The organism is Agathobaculum sp. (genome assembly GCF_050946325.1).
Taxonomy (GTDB): domain Bacteria; phylum Bacillota; class Clostridia; order Oscillospirales; family Butyricicoccaceae; genus Agathobaculum.
Map to the genome: position 1 here is coordinate 1 of NZ_JBMNUP010000017.1, position 20,446 is coordinate 20,446.

A 20,446-nucleotide genomic window follows, 5' to 3' on the forward strand; every position below is an offset into this window, starting at 1 on the left:
GGTGGACGTGCGCATCATTTGCGCAACAAACAAAAATCTGCCGCAGATGGTGGCGGAGGGCCGCTTTCGGGAGGATTTGTATTACCGCCTGAAAGTGCTGACCCTGCAAGTGCCGCCGCTGCGGGCGCGCAAGCAGGATATTCCGGTAATTTTTGAGTCGATTGCCGGGCAGCCCATTCCGCCCTCGCTGAAAACGCGCTTTTTGCAGTATGACTGGCCGGGCAACATCCGCGAACTGCGGGCGATTGTGCAGCATTTTACCGTGCTGGCCGGCATGCCGGAGACAGACGGGAGCAGAGAACGGATTTGGAACCGGATTCTGGACAACTTTTTCAGCACACCGGCCGCTGCCGCGCCCGAAACGGAGCCGGAACTGCGGGAAGAGACGGGGGCGGCTGACGAGCCGCTTTCAGCAGATGATCTGGCGCTGCTGGCCTGCATTGACGAGCTGTGCCGCGAGGGGCAGTCGGCCGGGCGCTATTCGCTGGCCCGCCATCCGGAGATGCTGCGGCGCGGGCTGACGGAGGCGCGCATCAAGCCACGGCTGAGCCAGCTCAAGGCGCGCGGCTATCTGCTGGCAGGACGGACGCGGCAGGGCGTGGCCCTGTCCGAACGCGGCTGCGCGGCGCTGGAAAACATGGAATAATCCGAAATATGGCGAAAAACAGGATGCCGCCCGTACGCAGTTACGGGCGGCATCCTGTTTTTAAAGAGAAAGAACAAGAAAAGAAGGGTTTAAAAAGATTTGCGCAGTGAAAAGAAGGGAACCGTCAGATCTGGGGCGCTGCCAGCTGAAGCTGCGTGACAGGCGGTACCGAGCGGTCGTCGGTAATCATATCAATGATGACGGTGCCCTTGGCAGCGAACGCCTTTTCGAGAACTTCGTCGATCTTGTTCGGGTCGTCCAGACGGAAGCCGGTCAGGCCGCAGGCCTCGGCAACCTTGACGTAATCCACCGGATGAATATAGCAGGCGTTGGTGTTGGCGCCGAACTTGGCGTGCTCGGCATAATACTGGTAGCCCAGCATCTCGTTGTTCAGCACCACGCAGACAACGTCGATGCCTTCGCGCTTGCAGGTTTCCAGCTCGCTCCAGACGTGCGCGAAGCCGCCGTCGCCCGTGATGCAGAATACCTTGCGGTCCGGATGCGCAACCTTGAGGCCCATCGCCATCGGGAAGCCCCAGCCAAGACCGGCCAGGCCGCGCGGCAGATAGAACTCGCGGTTTTCGGTGCTCTTCAGGTAGTTGCCGATCCAGATGGAGGAGAAGGAAGCGTCCGCAACCAGAATGTGATCGGGGTCCAGATGCTTTTCCAGCTCGTAAACCAGCTTTTCCGGCTTGACCGGCGCGCTGTTGGCAAGAACGGTAACGTCCTCAATTTCCTTCTGGTGCAGCTCGCGGCCGCGGGCAATCTGCTCTTCCAGACCGGCGCGCGCGGCGGAGCGCTTGCTGCCGTCCAGCTTGGCGAGCGCCTTGTCCAGCGCGGCAAGCGTCAGCTTGGCGTCGCCAACCAGGCGGACCGAAGCCTCATAGTTGCGGCCGACCTCGATGGGGTCAACGTCCAGGTGAATGTAGGTGGCGTTTTTGGGCAGCAGCGTCCAGCTGTCGGTACCGTTCTGGTTGGTGCGGTTGCCGACGAGCATGACAACGTCGGCCTCGCCCAGCATGGGACGCAGGAACTTGGACATGCCGCGCTTATCCGAGATATAACCGGAAACGCCGATGGACAGCGGGTGGGTTTCATCCACCGAGCCCTTGCCCATCAGGGTGGTGGCAACGGGGATGGAGTATTTTTCCTGAATGGCGCGGATTTCCTGCTGCGCGCGGGAGGAAACAACGCCGCCGCCGGCATAGATGACCGGACGCTCGGCCTGCATCAGCAGCTTGGCTGCTTCGGCAACGCAGGCCGGATTGGCTACGCAGCGGTCAAGCGGGCTGCAGCCGAGGTTGTTTTCGCGGTAAAGGGTGTGCTCGTAGGCGGTGTCGTCGTTGAAAATGTCAACAGGGAAAAGCAGAACCGCGGGACCCGGGCGGCCGCTGGCCGCTTCGACGAAGGCCATATCGATATAGTCCTCGATACGGTCGCGGGAAAGAACGGTCTTGACGAACTTTGCGCAGCCGGAGAACAGCTTGTCATGGTCCATTTCCTGGAATGCGTTCTTGTCAAAATCAGGCACGCCGACCTGCTGCACGATTGCAACAATCGGGAGCGAAGCCTTGTAGCACTCGGCAAGGCCGGGCACAAGCAGCGTAGCGGCGGGGCCGTTCTGCGCGGTGACAACCGGAACCTTGCCGGTGCCCATGCCGTAAGCCTGCGCCATATAGGAGCCGGTGTTTTCCTGACGGTAGCCGATCTGGCGGATGCCTGCGTCCATGCAGGCCAGAACGATTTTGCTGGGGTTGCTCTGACCGAACAGATACTCAACGCCATGCCGCTTCAGGCAGTGCGCGACCACCTGGGCATTGGTCATTTTTACTGTGGTTGCTTTCATTACACATTCACCTTCCTGATGGTTTATAAAATCATATAAAACATACCTGTGCCGCCAACGGAAAGCAGGGGCTGCGCAGGATTGCGCAAAGGTTTCCGTTGTTCATCAAGTATAACAGCAAGTATTGTGCCAAAATGGTGAATTTGAGGAAAGCGTACAAATTGAGCGGATGGAAATTGTAACATTTCACGGAGGAAGCAGGAGAAAACGTGCGGAAGGCATGTGGGATGCCTGCAAACAGCAGGCAGGGACAAAGTTATTAGGCGCCTATTAAAGACGATTCCGGACAGAAAAAAGCGCATGCGCATAAATTTGCGCCCCGCGGGAAAACTGTCTGCGGAGGGAAGCGCATGAAGGATACGGGCAAATACGCGGTAACAGGCGCGCTGGCCGGCGCGGCGAACGGCTTTTTCGGCGCAGGAGGCGGGCTGTTTCTGGTGCCGCTTCTGGTTTCATGGACAAAAATGGACGAGCGGAAGGCGTTCGCCACCTCGGTTGCGGTGATTTTGCCGCTGAGCGCGGTTTCGGCAGTCATCTACTGGCTGAAGGGCGGGCTGGATATCGGGGCGGCGTGGCCCTATCTGCTGGGCGGCGCGGCGGGCGGCCTGATTGCGGGGCGCGTTTTCCAAAAGGTCAGGCTGCTGTGGCTGCGGCGGGTGTTCGGCCTGCTCATTCTGTACGGCGGCGTGCGGGCGGTGCTGCTGCTGTGAGGACGGGAATTGCCGCGGCGGTCGGGCTGGCAACCGGCGTGCTGTCCGGCTTTGGGGTGGGCGGCGGTTCGCTGCTGATGCTGTATCTGACGCTGCTGGCCGGAATCGGCCAGTATCAGGCGGGCGGGATCAACCTGCTGTATTTCATCGCCTGCGCGCCGGCAGCGCTTGCGTCCCATATCAAAAACGGGCTGGTGCAGGGAAAGGCGGTCAAATGGTGCGTGCTGGCGGGGGTTCCGGCATCCGTTTTGGCCGCCATGGCCGCCGCGCGGATGGATACCGACTGGCTGCGGCGGGCATTCGGCGTATTTTTGCTGTATGTGGGCGCAAAAGAGCTGTTTACAAAGCAGAAGCAGACGGAACAAGAGGAAAATAAAACCGTCTAACAGGATAACCAAAAACAGAAATGAGGTGTCCTGTGATGAAAAAACGGTATGTTTCCCTGCTGCTTGTTTTTGCGCTGCTGCTGGGGCTGGCGGCCTGCGGCGGCGCAGCCGGCGGGGCGGAGAGCAGCAGTGCCGCTTCCGGCGCCGATACCGCTGCGCCGAAGGAGGACCCGTCCGCGGGCTGGACAGGGGACGCGCCTGCGGACGCGGATTTTTCCGCCGTGCGGGCAAACGCCAAGCTGATTCTGCGGGCGGATATCGCGCTGGAGACGCAGGACTTTGCACAGACCTGCGCGGCGCTGGAGCAGATGACCGCCGCGGCCGGCGGCTATATCGAATCGAGCGGCAGCGAGGGGCAGACAGGCGAGCGCCGCGCGGCGTATACGCTGCGCGTGCCGCAGGAGCAGTTTGAGGCGTGTTACGCCGCCATCGGTGAAACCTGCCATGTGGTTTCGGCAAACCGCTGGAGCGAGGATGTCACCGAGCAGTATACGGATATTGAAATACGCCTGCAAACGCTGCAAACCAAACACGCGCGTTTGCTGGCGCTGCTGGACAAGGCCGGCGCGATGGAGGACGTCATCGCGCTGGAAAATGCGCTGGCCGACTGCGAGTACGAAATTGACAGCCTTTCCGGCGAAAAGCGGCGGTATGACAGCCTGGTGGGCTTTTCGACCCTGTCGGTATCGGTGCGGGAAACGCAGGCACTGACCGCTGTCAGCGCGGGCAGCGGCTTTGGCGCGCAGCTGGTGCGGGCGGCGCAGACCGGCCTTGGCGGATTGGGCAGCGCGGTGCGCGGTCTGATTCTGCTGCTGGTTACGCTGTGGCCCGCGGTGCTGGCGGCCGCGGCGGCGGCGCTGCTCGGCTGCCGGATATACCGCCGGAAAAAGCAAAAGCAGGCCGGCCGAAAAGATGAGACCGATCCATAAACGGCGCCGCGCCGAAAAAAACCCCCGCCGAAAATTCGGCGGGGGTTTTGCTGCACCGGAACGGTGCTTTTTCGCAGCGGGGAAAACTTATTTCGCGTAGTCGATGGCGCGGGTTTCGCGCACCATGTTGACCTTGATCTGGCCGGGGTAATCCAGTTCGTCCTCGATCTTCTTGGCAATATCGCGGGCGAGCAGCACCATTGCGTCGTCCGAAATCTTTTCCGGATTGACAACGATGCGGATTTCGCGGCCGGCCTGAATGGCAAAGGAGCTGGAAACGCCGGGCGTCTCGTTGGCGATGCTTTCGAGCTTTTCCAGACGCTTGATATAGTTTTCCAGATTTTCGCGGCGCGCGCCCGGCCGTGCGGCCGAGATGGCGTCCGCCGCCTGTACCAGACAGGCAACGATGGTTTTGGCCTCCACATCGCCGTGGTGGGCTTCAATTGCATGGATGATGGGCTGCGATTCCTTGTAGCGCTTGGCCAGATCGACGCCGATCTGCACATGGCTGCCCTCAACCTCATGGTCGATGGCCTTGCCGATATCGTGCAGCAGGCCGGCGCGGCGGGCGGGCAGCGGGTCAAGCCCAAGCTCGCTTGCCATCATGCCGGCGATATGCGCCACTTCGATGGAATGCTGCAATACGTTCTGGCCGTAGCTCGTGCGGTAGCGCAGGCGGCCGAGAATTTTAATCAGTTCCGGATGGATGCCGTGGATGCCGGTTTCAAAGGTGGCGCGTTCGCCTTCCGACTTGATGATCTGCTCGACCTCGCGGCGGGCCTTGTCAACCATTTCCTCAATGCGGGCCGGATGGATGCGGCCGTCCACAATCAGCTTTTCCAGACTCAGGCGTGCGATCTCACGGCGGACCGGATCGAACGAGGACAGCGTGATGGCCTCGGGCGTATCGTCGATAATCAGGTCAACGCCGGTCAGCGTTTCCAGCGTGCGGATGTTGCGGCCTTCGCGGCCGATGATGCGGCCCTTCATTTCATCGTTGGGCAGCGGCACAACGGAAACGGTGGCTTCGGAAACATGGTCGGCCGCGCAGCGCTGGATGGCGGTGGAGATGATCTCACGGGCGGTCTGCTCGCTTTCATCCTTGACGCGCTGGTTGATCTCGCGGATTTTCACGGCGGCGTCATGCGTGGCTTCGGATTCGATGGAGGCAACCAGCATTTCGCGCGCTTCGTCGCGGGTCATGCTGGCGATGTGCTCCAGGCGGTCAAGCTGCTCGGCGCGGATGCGGTCGAGTTCGGTTTTTTCCTTCTGGACGGCGTCCAGCTGGCGGTTGAGTTCTTCATTCTTGCGGTCGAGCGTGTCGCTCTTTTTGTCCAGCGCTTCTTCGCGCTGAATCAGGCGGCGCTCAAGCTGCTGGGTTTCGTTGCGGCGCTCTTTGAGTTCGCGCTCGGATTCGGTGCGCTGGCGGTGAATTTCGTCCTTGGCTTCAAGAACGGCTTCGCGTTTTTTGGTTTCACCAGCCTTGATGGCTTCGTTGATGATGCGTGTCGCTTCCGATTCGGCTGAACCGATTTCTTTTTCCGCAACATGCTTGCGGGACAGAAAGCCTATGACCACGCCCACAACGAGGCACACAATACCGGTGATAAGCGGTATGATGACTTCTCTCATTGTTTTGGTGTGTCCTCCTGAAAATTGTGATGTTTTTTGGGGTGCAAAAAGGGTCACTCATAAAAATGACGGTTATAATCCCTTGAAAAAAGCCGTGCCCAAGAGCACAGGCTATATTACAGCAGGTATTATACTATGCTAATTGTAAAGCCTGTTCGTCAAACTGTCAAGAAAAAGACGTGCTCTCCTGTACATAATTTGGTGTTTTGGGAGAAGCGGAGCGGCCCGGCCTTGTCCGGCGCACGGGGATTTGTTATAATAAAAAATCATACACTGGGAGGAAAAGCCATGCATCAGTCCATGTGCCGCGTGCAAAGCGGTCCGTTTGTTTATTATACCTGCCGCCGCCTGCCGGTGCGCCATGCTTTCACCACCAAATTCGGCGGGGTGAGTACCGGACACTGCGCGGAGCTCAACCTGGGCTTCAGCCGCGGGGACGAGCCGGAAAACGTCCGTGAAAATTACCGGCGGCTGGCGGAAGAGCTGGGCGTTCCGGCCGCGCGCATGACGCTGACGCGGCAGATTCATGATACGCAGATATCGGTTGTAACCGAAAACGAGGCCGGTATGGGTCTGACCCGTCCGATGGCGTGGCAGTCGGACGCGATTGTGACCGCGCTGCCGGATACGCCGCTCATCGGCTTTTATGCGGACTGCGTGGTGACGCTGCTGTACGACCCCGCGACGCATACCGCCGGCGTCTGCCATGCGGGCTGGCGGGGCATGGTGGCCGGCATTCTGCCCAAAACGGTTGATGTGATGGCGGAAAAGCTGGGCGCGCGCAGGGAAAGCCTGATCGCGGTGCTGGGCCCGTCCATCCGGCAGGAGTGCTTTGAGACCGACGCCGATGTGCCCGAAGCGATGGAGCGGCAGCTCGGTGCGCCGGTGCGCCCGTTTATTGCGGAAAAGGGTGCAAAATTCCATGTGGATTTGCAGGGCATCGGCGCAGCGCTGCTGCGTGACGCCGGTCTTGCGGCGGAAAACGTGATTGACAGCGGCATCTGCACCATGTGCGCGCGGGAGGAATTCTGGTCGCACCGCGCCACAAACGGCGTGCGCGGGGTGCAGGGCGGCGTGATTTGCCTGTAAACGGCCGCAAGGCGGGCCGCACGGAACGGCCGATATAAGGAGGATGCTCTTTTGAACAAACATTGGAAAAAACGCGCGCTGGCGCTTGTTCTGGCGGCGCTGTGCCTGCTTTCCGCCTGCGGCGGCAAACAGGCAGAGGAGGGCGAGCGCCGCGTGGATAACGTCAAGGTTTCGGACGCTTATTTCGGACTTGCATATTATCAGAACGGCACGCTCAATCCCGTGACCGACAACACCAGCATCAACCGCCTGGTGTGCGAGGCGCTGTATGAGGGCCTGTTTGAAATCAACAGCCATTTCACGGCGGAAAACGTGCTGTGCGCGGATTACACCGGCGACGGCACGACCTTTACCTTTACGCTGTGGGACGACGTCACCTTCTGGTCGGGCCAGCCGCTGACGGCGCAGGACGCCGCGGCCAGCCTGCGCGCCGCGCAGCAGAACGAGGCTTCGCCCTATCACAACCGGATGACCGAGGTTTCTGCAATTGAAGTCCTGTCCGAGCATGAGCTGCGCGTGACGCTGTCCTCGCCCAACATCAATTTTCCCCGTCTGCTGGATATTCCCATCTATCGGGAAGGTTCAGACGGCTTTGCGGACGGCACGGGCCCGTTCCGGCCGGTCAATGAGGACGGCAAGCTTGCGCTTGTCGCCAATGAGGCGTGGCACGGCGGCTTTCTCGGCTCCATCCGGCGGATTGAGCTGGTCAGCGTGACGCGGGCGGACGCCGCGGTTGCCAGTTTTCAGACGGGCGACGTATCGCTCATCCGTCAGCCGCGCATTGCGCCCGAAGCCCCGTCCTACGGCGGCTCGGTGGACACGGTGCGCACGGCCGGCGCGGAAATGCATTATCTGGGCATCAATTATAACAACGCAAAACTGGCCGACGCAAGGGTGCGGCAGGCGCTTTCCGCCGCCATTTCCCGCCAGAGCCTGTGCGATGTGCAGCTGCAGACCTTTGCCGATCCGGCCGTGCTGCCGGTCAATCCGCAGCCGATGGACGACAGCCTTGCGCTGCGCATGACGGCGGATACGGAAAGCGCCGTCAATCTGCTGCGGGAAGCCGGCCAGAGCAGTCCCGCGCCGGAGGATGAGGACGGCGAAGAGGACGGCGAGGACGGAGGAGACGGCGAGAGCGGCGGCGATGCGGCAGGCGCGCCGGAATGGTCGTTCCGTCTGCTGGTCAATTCGGACAACGCCTTCAAAACCGCGGTGGCCGATCAGCTTGCGGCGTCGTGGGCGGCCGTCGGTGTGAAGGTTACGGTGGACAAGCAGCCGTTTGAGACGTTTGTCTCCAAGCTGCAGTCGGGCGATTTTGATTTGTATTACGGCGAAACGCTGCTGACGCCGGATTTTGATTTGCGCCCGCTCATCAGCGCAGGCGGCCGCCTGAACTACGGCGGCTACGCGAGCGAGACGACGGCAAGCGCCGTGTCGGCGGCGCGCCGCGGCGAGGATATTGCCGCGCTGTACCGGCATTTACTCACGGAGATGCCGATTATCCCGCTGGCGTTCGAGCGGGGCCAGCTCATCATCCGCAAAGGGCTGGTGAACGGGCTGACGCCGTCTCCGTACAACGCCTTTGCAGGGCTGGAGGACTGGACGAGCGAATAATTGCCGGAAACGGACGATAAACACGCATCAGGAGAGGGCTGTTATGGCAGAAAAGGTGGTTTTGGGCTTATCCGGCGGGGTGGACTCGGCGGTGGCGGCGGCGCAGCTGCGCCGGCAGGGATATGAGGTACACGGCCTGTTCCTCGAAGTTGGGCTGGGCGGCGAGCAGGCGGCGCAGCGCGCGGCAGAGGAACTGGAGATCCCGCTGCATCTGGCGCACCGGCGCGCGGATTTTGAGCGCGAGGTGTGCGCGTATTTTGCGGAAACCTTCCGGCAGGCGGGCACACCGAACCCCTGTGTGGTATGCAATCCGCTGATTAAATTCCGCGCGCTGACCGATTATGCGGACGAGATCGGCGCGGCGTATATCGCCACCGGCCACTATGCCCGCACCGGACGGGACGCGGACGGCCGTGCGCTGCTGCTGCGCGCCCGCGCGGAAAAAGATCAGAGCTATATGCTGCACCGTCTGCCGCGTGAAACGGTGGCGCGGTGCCTGTTTCCGCTGGGCGAGTGCCATGGCAAGGACGAGGTGCGCGTGGACGCCCGCAGCCTGGGACTGACTGCGGCGGACAAGCCGGACAGCATGGATATCTGCTTTATTCCGGATGGGGACGTGGCCGGCTGGCTGGAGCGGCACGGCGCGGCCTGCCCGCCGGGCAATTTTGTGGACGAAACCGGCCGCGTGCTCGGGCGGCATAAGGGGCTGCACTGTTATACAGTCGGCCAGCGCAAGGGGCTGGGCGTGGCGGCCGAGGGGCGGCTGTTCGTCCATGCGCTGCGGCCGGAGACCAACGAGGTCGTGCTGTCGCTTGCCGATGTGTACCGCAGCGAGATCACCGTGCGCGAAATGCACTATATCGCGCCCGAATACGCGGCAAACGGCCCGTTTTGCTGCGAGGTGCGCGTGCGCTATTCCAAGCGGAGCGATCGGGCGACGGTGTACCCCGTGGAAAACGGCGCGCGCATTGTGTTTGAGAGCGCGGTCCGCGCCCCGGCAAAGGGGCAGAGCGCGGTGCTGTATGACGGGGATATCGTCATCGGCGGCGGTTTTATTGAATCCGAGCAGTAAGGGGGAGAAAACCATGGAGGACATGCAGAAAAACCGGCTGCAGGGGCACCTGTTCAGCCTGTTTACCATATCGGTGTGGGGGCTGACCTTTGTATCGACCAAGGTGCTGCTGCGCACCTTTACCCCGCTGGAGATCATGATCGCGCGCTTCGGGCTGGGTTTTCTTGTGCTGCTGCTCGTCGGGCGCGGCTGGATGAAGGCCAAAAAGCCCATACATGAAGTTCTGTTCGCGCTGGCGGGGCTGACCGGCGTGACGCTGTATTTTCTGATGGAGAATATCGCGCTGACTTACATTTCGGCGTCGCTTGTCGGCGTAATTGTCACGGCGGCGCCGCTGTTTACCGCGCTGTGTGCGGCGGCGGTGCTGCGGGAAAAACTCAGCCGCTGGTTTTTCTGCGGCTTTGTGTGCGCGATGGCCGGCGTGGCGCTGGTGTCGCTTGCCGGGGTGAAGGAGCTGCATTTCAGTCCGGTGGGTGCGCTGCTCGGCGTGGGCGCGGCGCTGGTGTGGGGCGTGTATTCCGTGCTGGTGCGGCGGCTTGGGGAGATGGGCTACCGCACGATCCCGCTGACCTGCCGCATTTTCGCCTACGGGCTGCTGTTTTTGCTGGTGCCGGCGTGTATTGAGGGGTTTCCCGCGGGCCTTGCGCCGTGGGCGGAGCCGCTGCATCTGGGCAACCTGCTGTTTCTCGGCCTGGGCGCGTCCGCGACCTGCTTTGTCACCTGGAACCGCGCGGTGTCGCTGCTCGGTCCGGTGGGCACCAGCGTGTATATCTATGCACAGCCGATTGTGACCATCCTGTGCTCGGCCGTCATCCTGCATGAGACGATGACGCCGGTTATGTGGCTGGGCACGGCGCTTGCGCTGGGCGGGCTGATTTTGTCCGAGCATAAGGACCGCAGAAAAGAATAAAAAACCGGCCGCCGGAAGTGTTTCCGGCGGCCGGTTTCAGTTGAAAGCCTCGTCGCTTCGCGTTTGGAACATGCGCTGTACGCGGTCCCGCAGCACGGGATATCCGGCAAGCGTCGGGTCGGCCGTCAGGATGGCTTCGGCCTCCTCGCGGGCGGCCTGCATGAGCGCCAGATCGGCCGCGAGATCGGCCGCATGCAGCGCGGGCAGGCCGTGCTGGCGCCGGCCGAAAAAGTCGCCCGGGCCGCGCTGGGCCAGATCGGCCCGCGCAATTTCAAAGCCGTCGCCCGTCCGGCACAGGATTTTCAGCCGCTCCCGCGCGGTTTCGCCCTTATCCGCGCCGAAAAATACGCAGTAGGACTGCCGCGTTCCGCGGCCGACGCGCCCGCGGAGCTGGTGCAGCTGGGACAGGCCGAAACGGTCTGCGTCCTCTACCACCATCAGGTTGGCGTTTGGCACGTCCACGCCCACTTCAATCACGGTGGTGGCGACCAGGATATCGTATTCCTGCGCGGCAAACGCGCGCATGATCTGCTCTTTATCCGCGCTTTTCATGCGGCCGTGCAGCACGGCGATGCGGCGGTGCGGCAGCGCCTTCTGCAAGTCAAGCGCGTGCTGTTCGGCGCTTTTGAGGTTGGTTTCGCCCTCCTCCACCAGCGGACAGACGACGTAAGCCTGGCCGCCGGCCTGCACCTGCTTGTCAATAAAAGCGGTGATGCGGCGGCGCATGGATTCGCCCACGGCATATGTTGCAACCGGACTGCGGCCGGGCGGGGTTTCATCCAGTATGGAAACGTCCAGATCGCCGTACATAATGAGCGCCAGCGTGCGCGGGATGGGCGTGGCGGACATGACAAGCGTATGCGGCGTCTGTCCCTTGGCGGCAAGCGCCGCGCGCTGCGCCACGCCGAAACGGTGCTGTTCGTCCGCGATGACCGCGCCCAGCCGGTGAAAGACAACGCTCTGCTGGATGAGCGCGTGCGTGCCCACGACGACCTGCGCCGCGCCCGATTCAACGGCCGCGAGCGCGGCGCGCTTTTGCGCGGCGGTCATCGAGCCCGTCAGCAGCGTCACCGCGATGTTCAGCCTGCCGAGCAGCGCGGCCAGCGTTTCCGCATGCTGCGCGGCGAGGATCTCGGTCGGCGCCATGAAGGCGGCCTGCCAGCCGTTCTGCGCGGCCAGCGCGCACAGCGCCGCCGCAACGGCCGTCTTGCCCGAGCCGACGTCTCCCTGCACCAGCCGGTTCATCGGCCGGCCGGAGGCGCAGTCCGCGGCGATTTCCGCGATCGCGCGCCGCTGCGCGCCCGTGGGCGCAAAGGGCAGCGCTTCCACAAAGGCCGAAAGCCCTTGCGCTGCAAAGGATATGCCGGTTTCCGCTTTGCGCCGCTCGCGCAGCTGCTGCAGGCCGCAGCACAGCAGAAAGAGTTCTTCAAACACCATGCGCCGCCGGGCATCGGCCGCGTCCTGCGCCGTCTGGGGCGCGTGGATGGCGCCGAGCGCCTCGGCTGCGTCAGGCAGGCGGTATTTGACGCGCACGATTTCGGGCAGCGGGTCGGGCCAGTCGCCCGGCACGGCGGCAAGTGCCGCCTCGGCGGCGCGCGCCATATCGCGCTGGGTCAGGCCGGCCGTCAGCGGATAGACGGGCACGATGCGGCCCGGGCTGTGCCCGTCCGCCGGAATGCGCTCGGCCTGCGGAGAGATGAGCGTTCGCCCGCGGCCCAGCCCGCGCACGCTGCCGTAAAACAGGTATTCCTGCCCCACGCGCAGCAGTGCCGCCGCATAGGGATTATTGAAATAGGTGACGGCAAGCGTACCGGATTCGTCAAAAACCGTGCATTTGACCAGCGTCATGCCCTTTCGGATGCGGCTGACTTTGGGTTCGGTGCCGACGACGGCGCGCAGCGCGTACTTGCCTTCCTCCGCAATTTCTGCAATGGGCGTGATATGGGTGCGGTCCTCATAGGCGCGGGGATAGGTTTCCAGCATGTCCCGCAGCGTGAAAATATGCAGTTTTTCAAACAGCCCTGCCTTTTTGGGGCCGATTCCCTTAACCGCCTGAATGCGGTCGTCCACTGCGGGCATACAATCCCTCCATGATGCAAAACGGCATGCGGCCACGCGCGGAAAAGCGGGGGACCTCAGTATTCCCGATAGACGGCCTTGACTACGCCGAGAATCTGACAGCCGGTGCCGTCAATCGGGGAATAGTTCGGGTTTTCCGGCATCAGCCACACGCCGTCCCGCGTGATGTGCAGCGTTTTGCAGGTGGCTTCATCTTCCAGCAGGGCGATGACAATATCGCCGTTTCTGGCCTGCACGTCCCGCCGGACGATGACCAGGTCGCCGTCCAGAATGGCGGCGCCCGTCATGGAATCGCCGCGGATGCGCAGGGCGTAATATTCGCCGCCCGATGCCGCCGGTTCAAACGGAACATAGCCCGTGTGTTCTTCCACCGCAAGAATGGGCAGACCGGCGGTGACGCGGCCGAGAATGGGCACGCGCGGCACCATGGCCGGCCCGCTGACGGGCGTGAGCGCGCGGGATTTATGGTCGGTCGGCTCCAGATAGCCGGCTTCCTGCAATTTTTTCAGATGGGCGTGTACGGTTGAGGGCGAGCGCAGGTCCATTTCGGCGCAGATTTCCCGCACCGAGGGCGGATAGCCGTGTTCCAGAGAAAATGCGCTGATATAGTCAAGGATCCGTTGCTGCTTGGCGGAAATCTTTTTCATAACTTGGCACTCCTTGCCTTAAAATAGAGGAACATTCGTTCGTGTTTTTCTTATTATACCTGATTTGTCGCAAAAAAGCAAACATTTGTTTCTATATTTTGTGTTTTTTTACGATTCGACCTTTTATATCTGTATTTTGCTTGTATTTGCGCGCAAATTGATATAAAATAAAGAAAGCAAATCCGAACCAAACCGATTGCAGGAGGTTTTTTTCTATGACGATTAAGACTGAACTTGGATATATCGAAATTACAGGCGAAGTGCTGGCCGGCATTGCGGGCTACGCGGCTTCGGCATGCTTTGGCGTAAAGGGCATGACCGTCCGTTCGATGTCGGACGGACTGGCGCATCTGCTGGGACGGGAAAATCAGTCCCGCGGCGTCAAAGTGACCGAGGCGCCGGACGGCGGCGTCAACATTGATCTGCACATCGCGGTAGAGCACGGCGTGAATATTGCAACGGTCTGCCGCTCGATCATCGGCGAGGTGCGCTATAACGTGGAACGCCTGACCGGCGTGGACGTGAACAACGTGGATATTTATGTGGAGAGCATCCGCGCCGACTGACGGGCGGGATACGGGTTTTTTCCCAACGGTTGTTTGAGAGGGCATAAAACGGCGTTTCAAAACGCCGTTTTCACCCCGCTGGCCGCGGCCTGCGCCGCAGCCGGGGAAGATATGGCGCGGCATGGCAGGCGCCGATTGTTTTAGAAAGAATTTCAGGGAGAGTTGTGTGAATGGCAGATCAGAAAATAACAGGCGCGCTGTTTCAGGCGATGGTAGTGGAAGGTGCGCTTGCCATTGCGGAAAAGAAGGAGCAGGCCAATGAGCTGAACGTGTTCCCCGTGCCGGACGGCGATACGGGCACGAATATGTCCATGACCATGGCCTCGGCGATGGCAGAGCTGGAAAAGCTGAGCGAGCCGACGCTGGCAAAGGCGGCCGACACGACGGCGTCGGCGCTGCTGCGCGGCGCGCGCGGCAACTCGGGCGTTATTCTGTCGCTGTTGTTCCGCGGCGTGGCAAAGCGGCTGCGCGAGGTGGAAGGCGAGGCGGACGGCCGCGATTTGGCGCTGGCGCTGCGCGAGGGCGTGGATACCGCATACAAGGCGGTGATGAAGCCGGCAGAGGGTACGATTCTGACCGTGTCGCGCGTATCTGCGCAGCATGCGGTGGAACGCTGCCAGGCCGAGCCGGAGATGTCGGCTGAGCAGGTGCTGGAGGCTGTGCTGGAACGCGGCCGGACGGCGCTGGAGGAGACCGTGCATCAGAATCCGGTGCTGGAAAAGGCCGGCGTGGTGGACGCGGGCGGCTTCGGCTTTCTGACCATTCTGGAAGGCATGCTGGATGCGCTGCGCGGCATTCATAAGGAGCGCAAAGCGCCGGAAGCGGCGGCAAAGACCGCGGCGGATTTTGCGGCGATTGCGGATGAGGACATCACCTTTACCTACTGCACCGAATTCATCGCCGAGCGCAAGGACAAGGCGCGCAGCGTCAGCCGCCTGCGCTCGATTCTGGACAGCCTGGGCGACAGCCTGGTTGTGGTGGAAGACGACGATATCGTTAAGGTGCATGTACACACGGACGAGCCCAACAAGGCGCTGGAAGAGGGCCTGAAGTTCGGCCCGCTGCTGACGGTCAAGATTGAAAACATGCGCGAGCAGCATACCGCCAAAGTGATCGAAGGCACCGCAGAGGGCACGCAGGAGCGTGTGATCGTTCCGCCGGAGAAAAAATACGGTTTTGTTGCAGTGGCCGCAGGCAGCGGCCTGAAGGACGTATTTACCGACTTGGGCGTGGACGTGGTGGTACAGGGCGGTCAGACGATGAACCCCTCGACCGACGACCTGGTGCGCGCGGCAGACGCGGTTCCGGCAGAAATCGTGTTTGTGCTGCCCAATAACAAGAACATCATCATGGCGGCCGAGCAGGCCGTGCATCTGGCTGAGGGCAAAAAGATCGTCGTCGTGCCGACAAGGACCATCCCGCAGGGCATTTCCGCCATGCTGGCGGTCGATCCGGACTGCGAAGAGGAGCAGGCGATTGCGGACGCGATGAACGAAGCTGCGGCCAACGTGCGCAGCGGTCAGGTTACCTATGCCGCGCGCGACAGCGAGTTTGACGGCAAGAAGATTCGTCAGGGCGAATACCTTTCGCTGTGCGAGGGCAAGCTGTGCGCGAACGGCCGCGAAGGCTCGGTGCTGAAAAAGCTGGTTCGTGAAATGGTGACCGAGGAGAGCGCGTTTGCCACCGTGATTTACGGCGAAGGCGTATCCGAGGAGCAGGCGGCCGAGGTGGAAGCGCTGATGCGCCGTGAAAACAAGGAGATGGAGATTTCCGTCATCAACGGCGGCCAGCCGGTTTATTACTATATCCTTTCGGTGGAGTGAGCAAAAGGCCCGATTGCCTGTCAGACTGATTCCGGATAGAAACAATCTCCCTTCGTCAAAGCGGCGAAGGGAGATGCTTTTTGATGTGAACAGCCGGACAAGCAGAGCCGAAAGTCATCCCGCCAAAGGGGAAAGGCCGTTTTGCCGTGCCTGACAGGCGCAGCGTGTATCGGTATCATAAGGGCGCCGCAGCGGCCTGTCTATCAAATGCCTTTCAGGCAGATATTTGGAGTAAAACCATGTCAGTATTTGATATTTTTAAAAAGTTAGAGGAAGAAAAAGCGGCAAAGGCCGCACAGCCGATCGAATGGCTGGTCGTCGGTCTGGGCAACCCGGGCAGCAAGTATGACAACACACGCCATAACGCGGGGTTCCGCGCGCTGGAGGGTTATTGTGCCCGCACCGGACTGAAAATCGACAAAATGAAGTTCAAAGCGCTGGTGGGCGAGGGGATGCTTGGCGGCAGGCGGGTGCTGTTTGTCAAACCGCAGACGTTTATGAACCTGTCCGGCGAGGCGGTGCGCGATGCGGCGGCTTTCTATAAAATCCCGCCCGAGCGGGTCATCGTGCTGTCGGACGACGTTTCGCTGGACGTGGGTACGCTGCGCGTGCGCCCGAAGGGCTCGGCCGGCGGGCAGAACGGCCTGAAGAACATCATTTATCACCTTGGCAGCGAGGAATTTCCCCGCGTGAAGATCGGCGTGGGCAAAAAACCGCATCCGGATTACGATCTGGCGGCGTGGGTGCTCGGCAAATTCACGGCGGAGGAACAAAAGGCAATCGACAAGGCGTGTGAGGACGCGGTCAGCGCGGCGGCCTGCATCATTGCAGAGGGCTGCGCCGCAGCAGCGCAGAAGTTTAATGGAAAACGGATATAAAAAACTGCCGCAGAACGGTTTTGGTTCTGCGGCAGTTTTTTATGCTTTCTCACTCGGCGGACAGGATAAAACGCGGATTTTCCGCCGCGGCGTTGGCCAGTACGCGCAGCAGCAGCTCGCCGTAATTGCCCATGTGGACGACCAGCATTTCTGCATGGCGCAGGGTCAGGCGCGTGGGCGGCAGCGCGGTCAGCAGATCGTACAGCGCGTCCAGGTTGCGGCCGTAACTTGCCGGAAAAGCGAAGGTTTTGGCAAAAACGTCGTGCGCCTGCGCACGGGTATACAAGGTGTCTGCGTCAAGCAGCAGCTCCCGCATGTCAATCCGCTCCTGTCAGTAAGGTAAAGGTCTCATAATGGTCCTCGGTGTAGAAAATCAGGCCGTCGTCCGAAAAAACAAGGCGCTTTGCTCCGCGCTCGTCCGGACCGGCGTCAATATCGCATTCCCGATAGTCGCCCTCGGGCAGCGCGCCCTCATAATTGCCGAAATGGTCGCCGCCGATGGAGCGGCCGGGCGCATAGGGCTCCAGCGAGCCGCCTTCCCAGCCGAGCGCCTGCGCTTCCTTCTTGGTGATGTAGTTCTGCGGCAGTTCACCGTACTGCATCAGATACAGAGCAACTTCCTCCTTGCCGGTGTACCAGCCCTCTTCGTCAAGTACGGTATCGCCCAGCAGGATGGTTTGCCTGCCCGTAACGGCAGGGCCGAAAGTTGGCTCATCCGCCTCTGCGGCGGAAGGATTGTCCTGCGCGGCAGGGGGCTGCTCGGACGGCGTTTCTTCCGCTGCCTGTCCGCCGCCGATTTGGGATACGATGACCTCTGTCGGCCCGTCCTGCCCGCCGATGATGCTGAGGTTCTGCGCACAGCCCGTCAGCGCGGACAGGCCGAGCAGCAGCGTCAGCCAAAGCGATGTGATTTTTTTCATGGCGTCCTCCTGGCGTTATACTGCGTTCGGATAGAACAGCAGATAAAGCTTGTGATAAAATTCCTGCCCGCGGCTGCCCTCAATATCGCGCAGCTTATCGTTGACAAAAACGTAGCCGTCCGCGTTGACGCTGATGGAATGGCCGTTTTCAAAGGTAACCGTCAGCCGGTTGGCGGTCAGACGGCTGCCGTCCGGCTTGAAAAACTGGGCGTATTCGGTATAGGTATAGCTTTTCAGCAGAGAGACAAGGACAGAAATCTGTTCTTCGTCGGTAATTGTCTGCACAACGGTGTCATTCTCCGTCAGCACAAAGGAATCATGCATGCCGCGGCCGGCAATGTCCTCATAGGTCTGCGTGTGGTATTTGATGTAAAGCATTCGCCCCGTGACGAACAGCAGCACGACAAGCAGCGTGCCGCACAGCGCAAAACCGAGCGCCGTGAACTTTCGCATGGCTTTTCTCCTTAATTGCATCGGCATAAAACCGTATTTTTATAATTTTAGGATACCGCAAAACAGATGCGCTGTCAATCGTTCAAACGGTTACCAATTTGTAAATAAAAAGGGATTGACAGGGAAACTCTACCGATGTAGAATGTAAGCAGAAAGCTCTACAACAATAGAAATGGAGGTGTGAATATGAAAGAAATCAAGCGCCTGCCCGATGCGGAGCTGGCCGTGATGCAGGCAATCTGGTCGCTCCAGCCGCCGGTGACGGCGGCGGACGTGCAGCAGCATACGGAAAAGAACTGGAAGGCGACAAGCGTGCTGACCTTTTTATCGCGTTTGTGCGAAAAAGGCTTTCTGCGCTGTGAAAAAGAAGGACGGCAGAATTTTTATACGCCGCTGATTGGGCAGGAGCAGTACCTGCAGCGGGAAAGCCGCAGCTTTGTGGAGCGTTTGTGCGGGGGCTCGGTGAAAAATCTGGTGGCCAGTCTGTCGGACGCCGGCGCGCTGACGGAGGACGATATCGACGAGCTGCGCGCGTTTCTGGACGCGCAGGCAAAGTAAAGGATAGGAGGGCAGGGATATGAAGTGGAACGAGCTGTTGTTTAATCTGGTGCAGATTGGGCTGACGGTATCGCTCGTCGCGCTGATTCCGCTGGCGCTGCGGCGGGTGCTCAAAAAGCGCTATCCGGCGCGGGCCATGTGCATCGTGTGGGCGGTGCTGGCGCTGCGTCTGCTTGTGCCCATACAGCTTACGCTGCCCGAACCGCCCGTGCAGGTTACGCCGCGCACGCATTATCTGCTGCATGAGGCGCCTGCCGCGCCTTTGGATGAGGGGGCGGTGCAGGTCATCGACCCTGCGGAAAGCCGCTGGCTGACCGCGGAGCAGGCGGCCGCCGCCGGCGCACAGGACAATGCCGCTGTGACGACGCTTGACGTGAGCATATTGCTGGCGGTGCTGTGGATTGCCGGCGGGGTCGTGTTTTTCGGCGTGCAGGTATGGGGGTACCTGCGGTATACGCGCCGTCTGCGCCGCGGGGCGCGGCCGGTGCAGAGCGCGCCGCTGCGCGCAGTCTTTGACGCGGCGGCACAGGAGATGGGGGTGCGGCGGGTGCCGCTGGCCGTTTCTGCTGCGGCGGACTGCCCGATGCTGGCGGGCTTTCTGCGGCCGACGCTGTATCTGCCGGATGAAAACCTGTCCGAACAGGATGCGGCGTTTATTTTCCGGCATGAGCTGACGCATTACCGCCACGGCGATTTGTGGCTCAAGCTGCTGCTGATTGCCGCGCGGAGCATGCACTGGTTCAATCCGCTGATGCACCTGATGGCGCGGTTTGCGCAGGAGGACATCGAGCTGGCGTGCGACGACGCGGTGGCGCGCGGCATGGACAGCGCGGCACGTCGGGCCTATGGCGAAACCATTCTGCGCTCGGCCGTTGCGCAGAGCGACCGCCGCCGCGCGCTGATTTCGTGCTTTACGGGCGATAAGGAAACGCTGATGCGCCGGTTTGAAGGGCTGTTTGATACGCAGGTGAAAAAGCGCGGCATGGCGCTGGTGCTGGCGGTTGCGGTGCTGACGGGCATGCTCGGCTGCGCGTTTTCGGTAGGAGAGGGTGAAGAAAAACCGCAGACGCTGGAAGCGCGCGCGCTGGGCGCCGCCCTGAGCTGGGCGCAGCACTTTGCAGTGACGAACGGACAGGACTGGCAGGGCGCGGAATTCCGCCCCGACCCCGACCGTCCGGGCGAGCGGTTTGACGTGTGGGATTACGAGCGCTTTGCAGTGGAATACGAACCGGAGGACAAAACCTGCACGGTTGTGTATGAGATGCGCTTCAATCCGGAGCGGGCGCAGCAGACCGGCTACGATGCGGAGCGCCTGACCGGCCTGCCGTACCGGCAGGCGCAGCGGCTGCATCTGGAGGAAGACGCGCAGGGCGAATTGCAGGTGGCGCTGGCAGAGTGGATTTTCCATGTGGACAGCGCGGACACGGTGGACAGTCTGGACGATTTCCGCCTGCTGTATGAAAACGACCTGGGCCTGCCCGATTACAGCGATTTGCCGGAGGACGTTGCGCTGGACGACCTGCGCACGGTGGTTTATGCGCTGCTGGGCATTTCTGCCGACGTGCCGCGGACGCTTGCCACGCCGCAGGACCAAAACGGCGACGGCGCCGACGATTTGCGCTGGTGCAGCCTTGCGTTTCCGGACGGCAGCGGCACGCTGGAGCTGCTGCTGACAGACCCCTTCGGCA

Annotated in this window: 20 protein-coding genes; 13 read left to right on the forward strand and 7 right to left on the reverse strand. The window is 61.3% G+C overall.

Features of this window, described 5'->3' with window-relative positions:
• A partial coding sequence (locus ACOYIE_RS02810) for a sigma 54-interacting transcriptional regulator (protein ID WP_433410595.1) occupies nt 1-646 on the forward strand: 646 nt, incomplete at its 5' end.
• Nucleotides 647-770: 124 nt separating this feature from the next.
• Here the strand turns inward: ACOYIE_RS02810 and ACOYIE_RS02815 are convergent.
• The gene (locus tag ACOYIE_RS02815) at nt 771-2,492 is read right to left on the reverse strand and encodes an acetolactate synthase catalytic subunit (protein WP_433410596.1); all 1,722 of its coding nucleotides are present in this window, start codon (nt 2,490-2,492) and stop codon (nt 771-773) included.
• 350 nt (nt 2,493-2,842) lie between these two features.
• On the opposite strand from ACOYIE_RS02815, the gene ACOYIE_RS02820 reads away from it, so the two are divergent.
• Genes ACOYIE_RS02820 through ACOYIE_RS02830 form a run of 3 tightly spaced genes read left to right on the forward strand, consistent with a single transcriptional unit; the run spans nt 2,843 to nt 4,517 of the window.
• Complete coding sequence (locus tag ACOYIE_RS02820; protein ID WP_433410598.1) at nt 2,843-3,202, forward strand: TSUP family transporter; 360 nt, start codon at nt 2,843-2,845, stop codon at nt 3,200-3,202.
• A complete protein-coding gene (locus ACOYIE_RS02825) occupies nt 3,199-3,588 on the forward strand; it encodes a TSUP family transporter (RefSeq protein ID WP_433410600.1) in 390 nt (129 codons plus the stop codon). The genes ACOYIE_RS02820 and ACOYIE_RS02825 overlap by 4 nt, the downstream gene beginning before the upstream one ends.
• Nucleotides 3,589-3,623: 35 nt before the next feature.
• Nucleotides 3,624-4,517: a DUF4349 domain-containing protein gene (locus ACOYIE_RS02830; protein ID WP_433410601.1), complete on the forward strand. Its 894-nt coding sequence runs from the start codon at nt 3,624-3,626 to the stop codon at nt 4,515-4,517.
• Between the two features lie 87 nt (nt 4,518-4,604).
• On the opposite strand, the gene rny is transcribed toward ACOYIE_RS02830, so the two are convergent.
• Nucleotides 4,605-6,149, reverse strand: a complete 1,545-nt coding sequence (gene rny, locus ACOYIE_RS02835; protein ID WP_433410603.1) for a ribonuclease Y — start codon at nt 6,147-6,149, stop codon at nt 4,605-4,607.
• A gap of 288 nt (nt 6,150-6,437) precedes the next feature.
• Between rny and pgeF the strand changes: the two genes are divergently transcribed.
• The 4 genes from pgeF to ACOYIE_RS02855 are packed head-to-tail and all read left to right on the forward strand — an operon-like array spanning nt 6,438 to nt 10,834.
• Nucleotides 6,438-7,238: a peptidoglycan editing factor PgeF gene (gene pgeF / locus ACOYIE_RS02840; protein ID WP_433410605.1), complete on the forward strand. Its 801-nt coding sequence runs from the start codon at nt 6,438-6,440 to the stop codon at nt 7,236-7,238.
• 51 nt (nt 7,239-7,289) lie between these two features.
• On the forward strand, nt 7,290-8,852 hold the full coding sequence (locus ACOYIE_RS02845; RefSeq protein ID WP_433410607.1) for an ABC transporter substrate-binding protein: 1,563 nt from the start codon (nt 7,290-7,292) through the stop codon (nt 8,850-8,852).
• 43 nt (nt 8,853-8,895) lie between these two features.
• Nucleotides 8,896-9,924, forward strand: coding sequence for a tRNA 2-thiouridine(34) synthase MnmA (mnmA, locus tag ACOYIE_RS02850; RefSeq protein WP_433410609.1), 1,029 nt, complete (start codon nt 8,896-8,898; stop codon nt 9,922-9,924).
• A 13-nt stretch (nt 9,925-9,937) separates the two neighbouring features.
• Nucleotides 9,938-10,834 (forward strand): DMT family transporter, encoded by an 897-nt coding sequence (locus ACOYIE_RS02855; RefSeq protein WP_433410611.1) that lies wholly within the window; start codon nt 9,938-9,940, stop codon nt 10,832-10,834.
• A gap of 36 nt (nt 10,835-10,870) precedes the next feature.
• Here ACOYIE_RS02855 and recG read toward each other — a convergent pair whose 3' ends face one another.
• Both recG and lexA read right to left on the reverse strand, forming a co-directional pair.
• Nucleotides 10,871-12,913, reverse strand: a complete 2,043-nt coding sequence (recG, locus tag ACOYIE_RS02860; protein WP_433410613.1) for an ATP-dependent DNA helicase RecG — start codon at nt 12,911-12,913, stop codon at nt 10,871-10,873.
• A 56-nt stretch (nt 12,914-12,969) separates the two neighbouring features.
• Complete coding sequence (lexA, locus tag ACOYIE_RS02865; protein WP_433410615.1) at nt 12,970-13,560, reverse strand: transcriptional repressor LexA; 591 nt, start codon at nt 13,558-13,560, stop codon at nt 12,970-12,972.
• Between the two features lie 215 nt (nt 13,561-13,775).
• Here lexA and ACOYIE_RS02870 point away from each other — a divergent pair, with 215 nt between their 5' ends.
• From ACOYIE_RS02870 to pth, 3 genes are all read left to right on the forward strand, one after another.
• Complete coding sequence (locus ACOYIE_RS02870; protein ID WP_433410616.1) at nt 13,776-14,126, forward strand: Asp23/Gls24 family envelope stress response protein; 351 nt, start codon at nt 13,776-13,778, stop codon at nt 14,124-14,126.
• Between the two features lie 170 nt (nt 14,127-14,296).
• On the forward strand, nt 14,297-15,949 hold the full coding sequence (locus ACOYIE_RS02875) for a DAK2 domain-containing protein (protein WP_433410618.1): 1,653 nt from the start codon (nt 14,297-14,299) through the stop codon (nt 15,947-15,949).
• A 239-nt stretch (nt 15,950-16,188) separates the two neighbouring features.
• Entirely contained in the window at nt 16,189-16,827 is a 639-nt protein-coding gene (gene pth / locus ACOYIE_RS02880; RefSeq protein WP_433410620.1) for an aminoacyl-tRNA hydrolase, read from the forward strand.
• A 49-nt stretch (nt 16,828-16,876) separates the two neighbouring features.
• On the opposite strand, the gene ACOYIE_RS02885 is transcribed toward pth, so the two are convergent.
• Genes ACOYIE_RS02885 through ACOYIE_RS02895 form a run of 3 tightly spaced genes read right to left on the reverse strand, consistent with a single transcriptional unit; the run spans nt 16,877 to nt 18,200 of the window.
• Nucleotides 16,877-17,143, reverse strand: coding sequence for a barstar family protein (locus tag ACOYIE_RS02885; protein ID WP_433410621.1), 267 nt, complete (start codon nt 17,141-17,143; stop codon nt 16,877-16,879).
• 1 nt (nt 17,144) lies between these two features.
• Complete coding sequence (locus ACOYIE_RS02890) at nt 17,145-17,747, reverse strand: ribonuclease domain-containing protein (protein WP_433410623.1); 603 nt, start codon at nt 17,745-17,747, stop codon at nt 17,145-17,147.
• Between the two features lie 15 nt (nt 17,748-17,762).
• Nucleotides 17,763-18,200, reverse strand: coding sequence for a hypothetical protein (locus tag ACOYIE_RS02895; RefSeq protein ID WP_433410625.1), 438 nt, complete (start codon nt 18,198-18,200; stop codon nt 17,763-17,765).
• 186 nt (nt 18,201-18,386) lie between these two features.
• Here ACOYIE_RS02895 and ACOYIE_RS02900 point away from each other — a divergent pair, with 186 nt between their 5' ends.
• Nucleotides 18,387-18,758 carry a BlaI/MecI/CopY family transcriptional regulator gene (locus tag ACOYIE_RS02900; protein ID WP_433410627.1) on the forward strand — a complete coding sequence of 124 codons (372 nt, stop codon included), beginning with the start codon at nt 18,387-18,389 and terminating at the stop codon, nt 18,756-18,758.
• A gap of 19 nt (nt 18,759-18,777) precedes the next feature.
• Nucleotides 18,778-20,446, forward strand: a 1,669-nt coding sequence (locus ACOYIE_RS02905; RefSeq protein WP_433410629.1) for a M56 family metallopeptidase, incomplete at its 3' end; no start/stop codon positions are given.

Coding starts and splice junctions, on each gene's coding strand:
- ACOYIE_RS02885 (WP_433410621.1), bottom strand. CDS start 17,143: ATGCGGGAGCTGCTGCTTGACGCAGACACCTTGTATACCCGTGCGCAG.
- ACOYIE_RS02870 (WP_433410616.1), top strand. CDS start 13,776: ATGACGATTAAGACTGAACTTGGATATATCGAAATTACAGGCGAAGTG.
- ACOYIE_RS02815 (WP_433410596.1), bottom strand. CDS start 2,492: ATGAAAGCAACCACAGTAAAAATGACCAATGCCCAGGTGGTCGCGCAC.
- ACOYIE_RS02900 (WP_433410627.1), top strand. CDS start 18,387: ATGAAAGAAATCAAGCGCCTGCCCGATGCGGAGCTGGCCGTGATGCAG.
- ACOYIE_RS02895 (WP_433410625.1), bottom strand. CDS start 18,200: ATGCGAAAGTTCACGGCGCTCGGTTTTGCGCTGTGCGGCACGCTGCTT.
- pgeF (WP_433410605.1), top strand. CDS start 6,438: ATGCATCAGTCCATGTGCCGCGTGCAAAGCGGTCCGTTTGTTTATTAT.
- ACOYIE_RS02890 (WP_433410623.1), bottom strand. CDS start 17,747: ATGAAAAAAATCACATCGCTTTGGCTGACGCTGCTGCTCGGCCTGTCC.
- ACOYIE_RS02875 (WP_433410618.1), top strand. CDS start 14,297: ATGGCAGATCAGAAAATAACAGGCGCGCTGTTTCAGGCGATGGTAGTG.
- lexA (WP_433410615.1), bottom strand. CDS start 13,560: ATGAAAAAGATTTCCGCCAAGCAGCAACGGATCCTTGACTATATCAGC.
- rny (WP_433410603.1), bottom strand. CDS start 6,149: ATGAGAGAAGTCATCATACCGCTTATCACCGGTATTGTGTGCCTCGTT.
- ACOYIE_RS02820 (WP_433410598.1), top strand. CDS start 2,843: ATGAAGGATACGGGCAAATACGCGGTAACAGGCGCGCTGGCCGGCGCG.
- pth (WP_433410620.1), top strand. CDS start 16,189: ATGTCAGTATTTGATATTTTTAAAAAGTTAGAGGAAGAAAAAGCGGCA.
- ACOYIE_RS02855 (WP_433410611.1), top strand. CDS start 9,938: ATGGAGGACATGCAGAAAAACCGGCTGCAGGGGCACCTGTTCAGCCTG.
- recG (WP_433410613.1), bottom strand. CDS start 12,913: ATGCCCGCAGTGGACGACCGCATTCAGGCGGTTAAGGGAATCGGCCCC.
- mnmA (WP_433410609.1), top strand. CDS start 8,896: ATGGCAGAAAAGGTGGTTTTGGGCTTATCCGGCGGGGTGGACTCGGCG.
- ACOYIE_RS02830 (WP_433410601.1), top strand. CDS start 3,624: ATGAAAAAACGGTATGTTTCCCTGCTGCTTGTTTTTGCGCTGCTGCTG.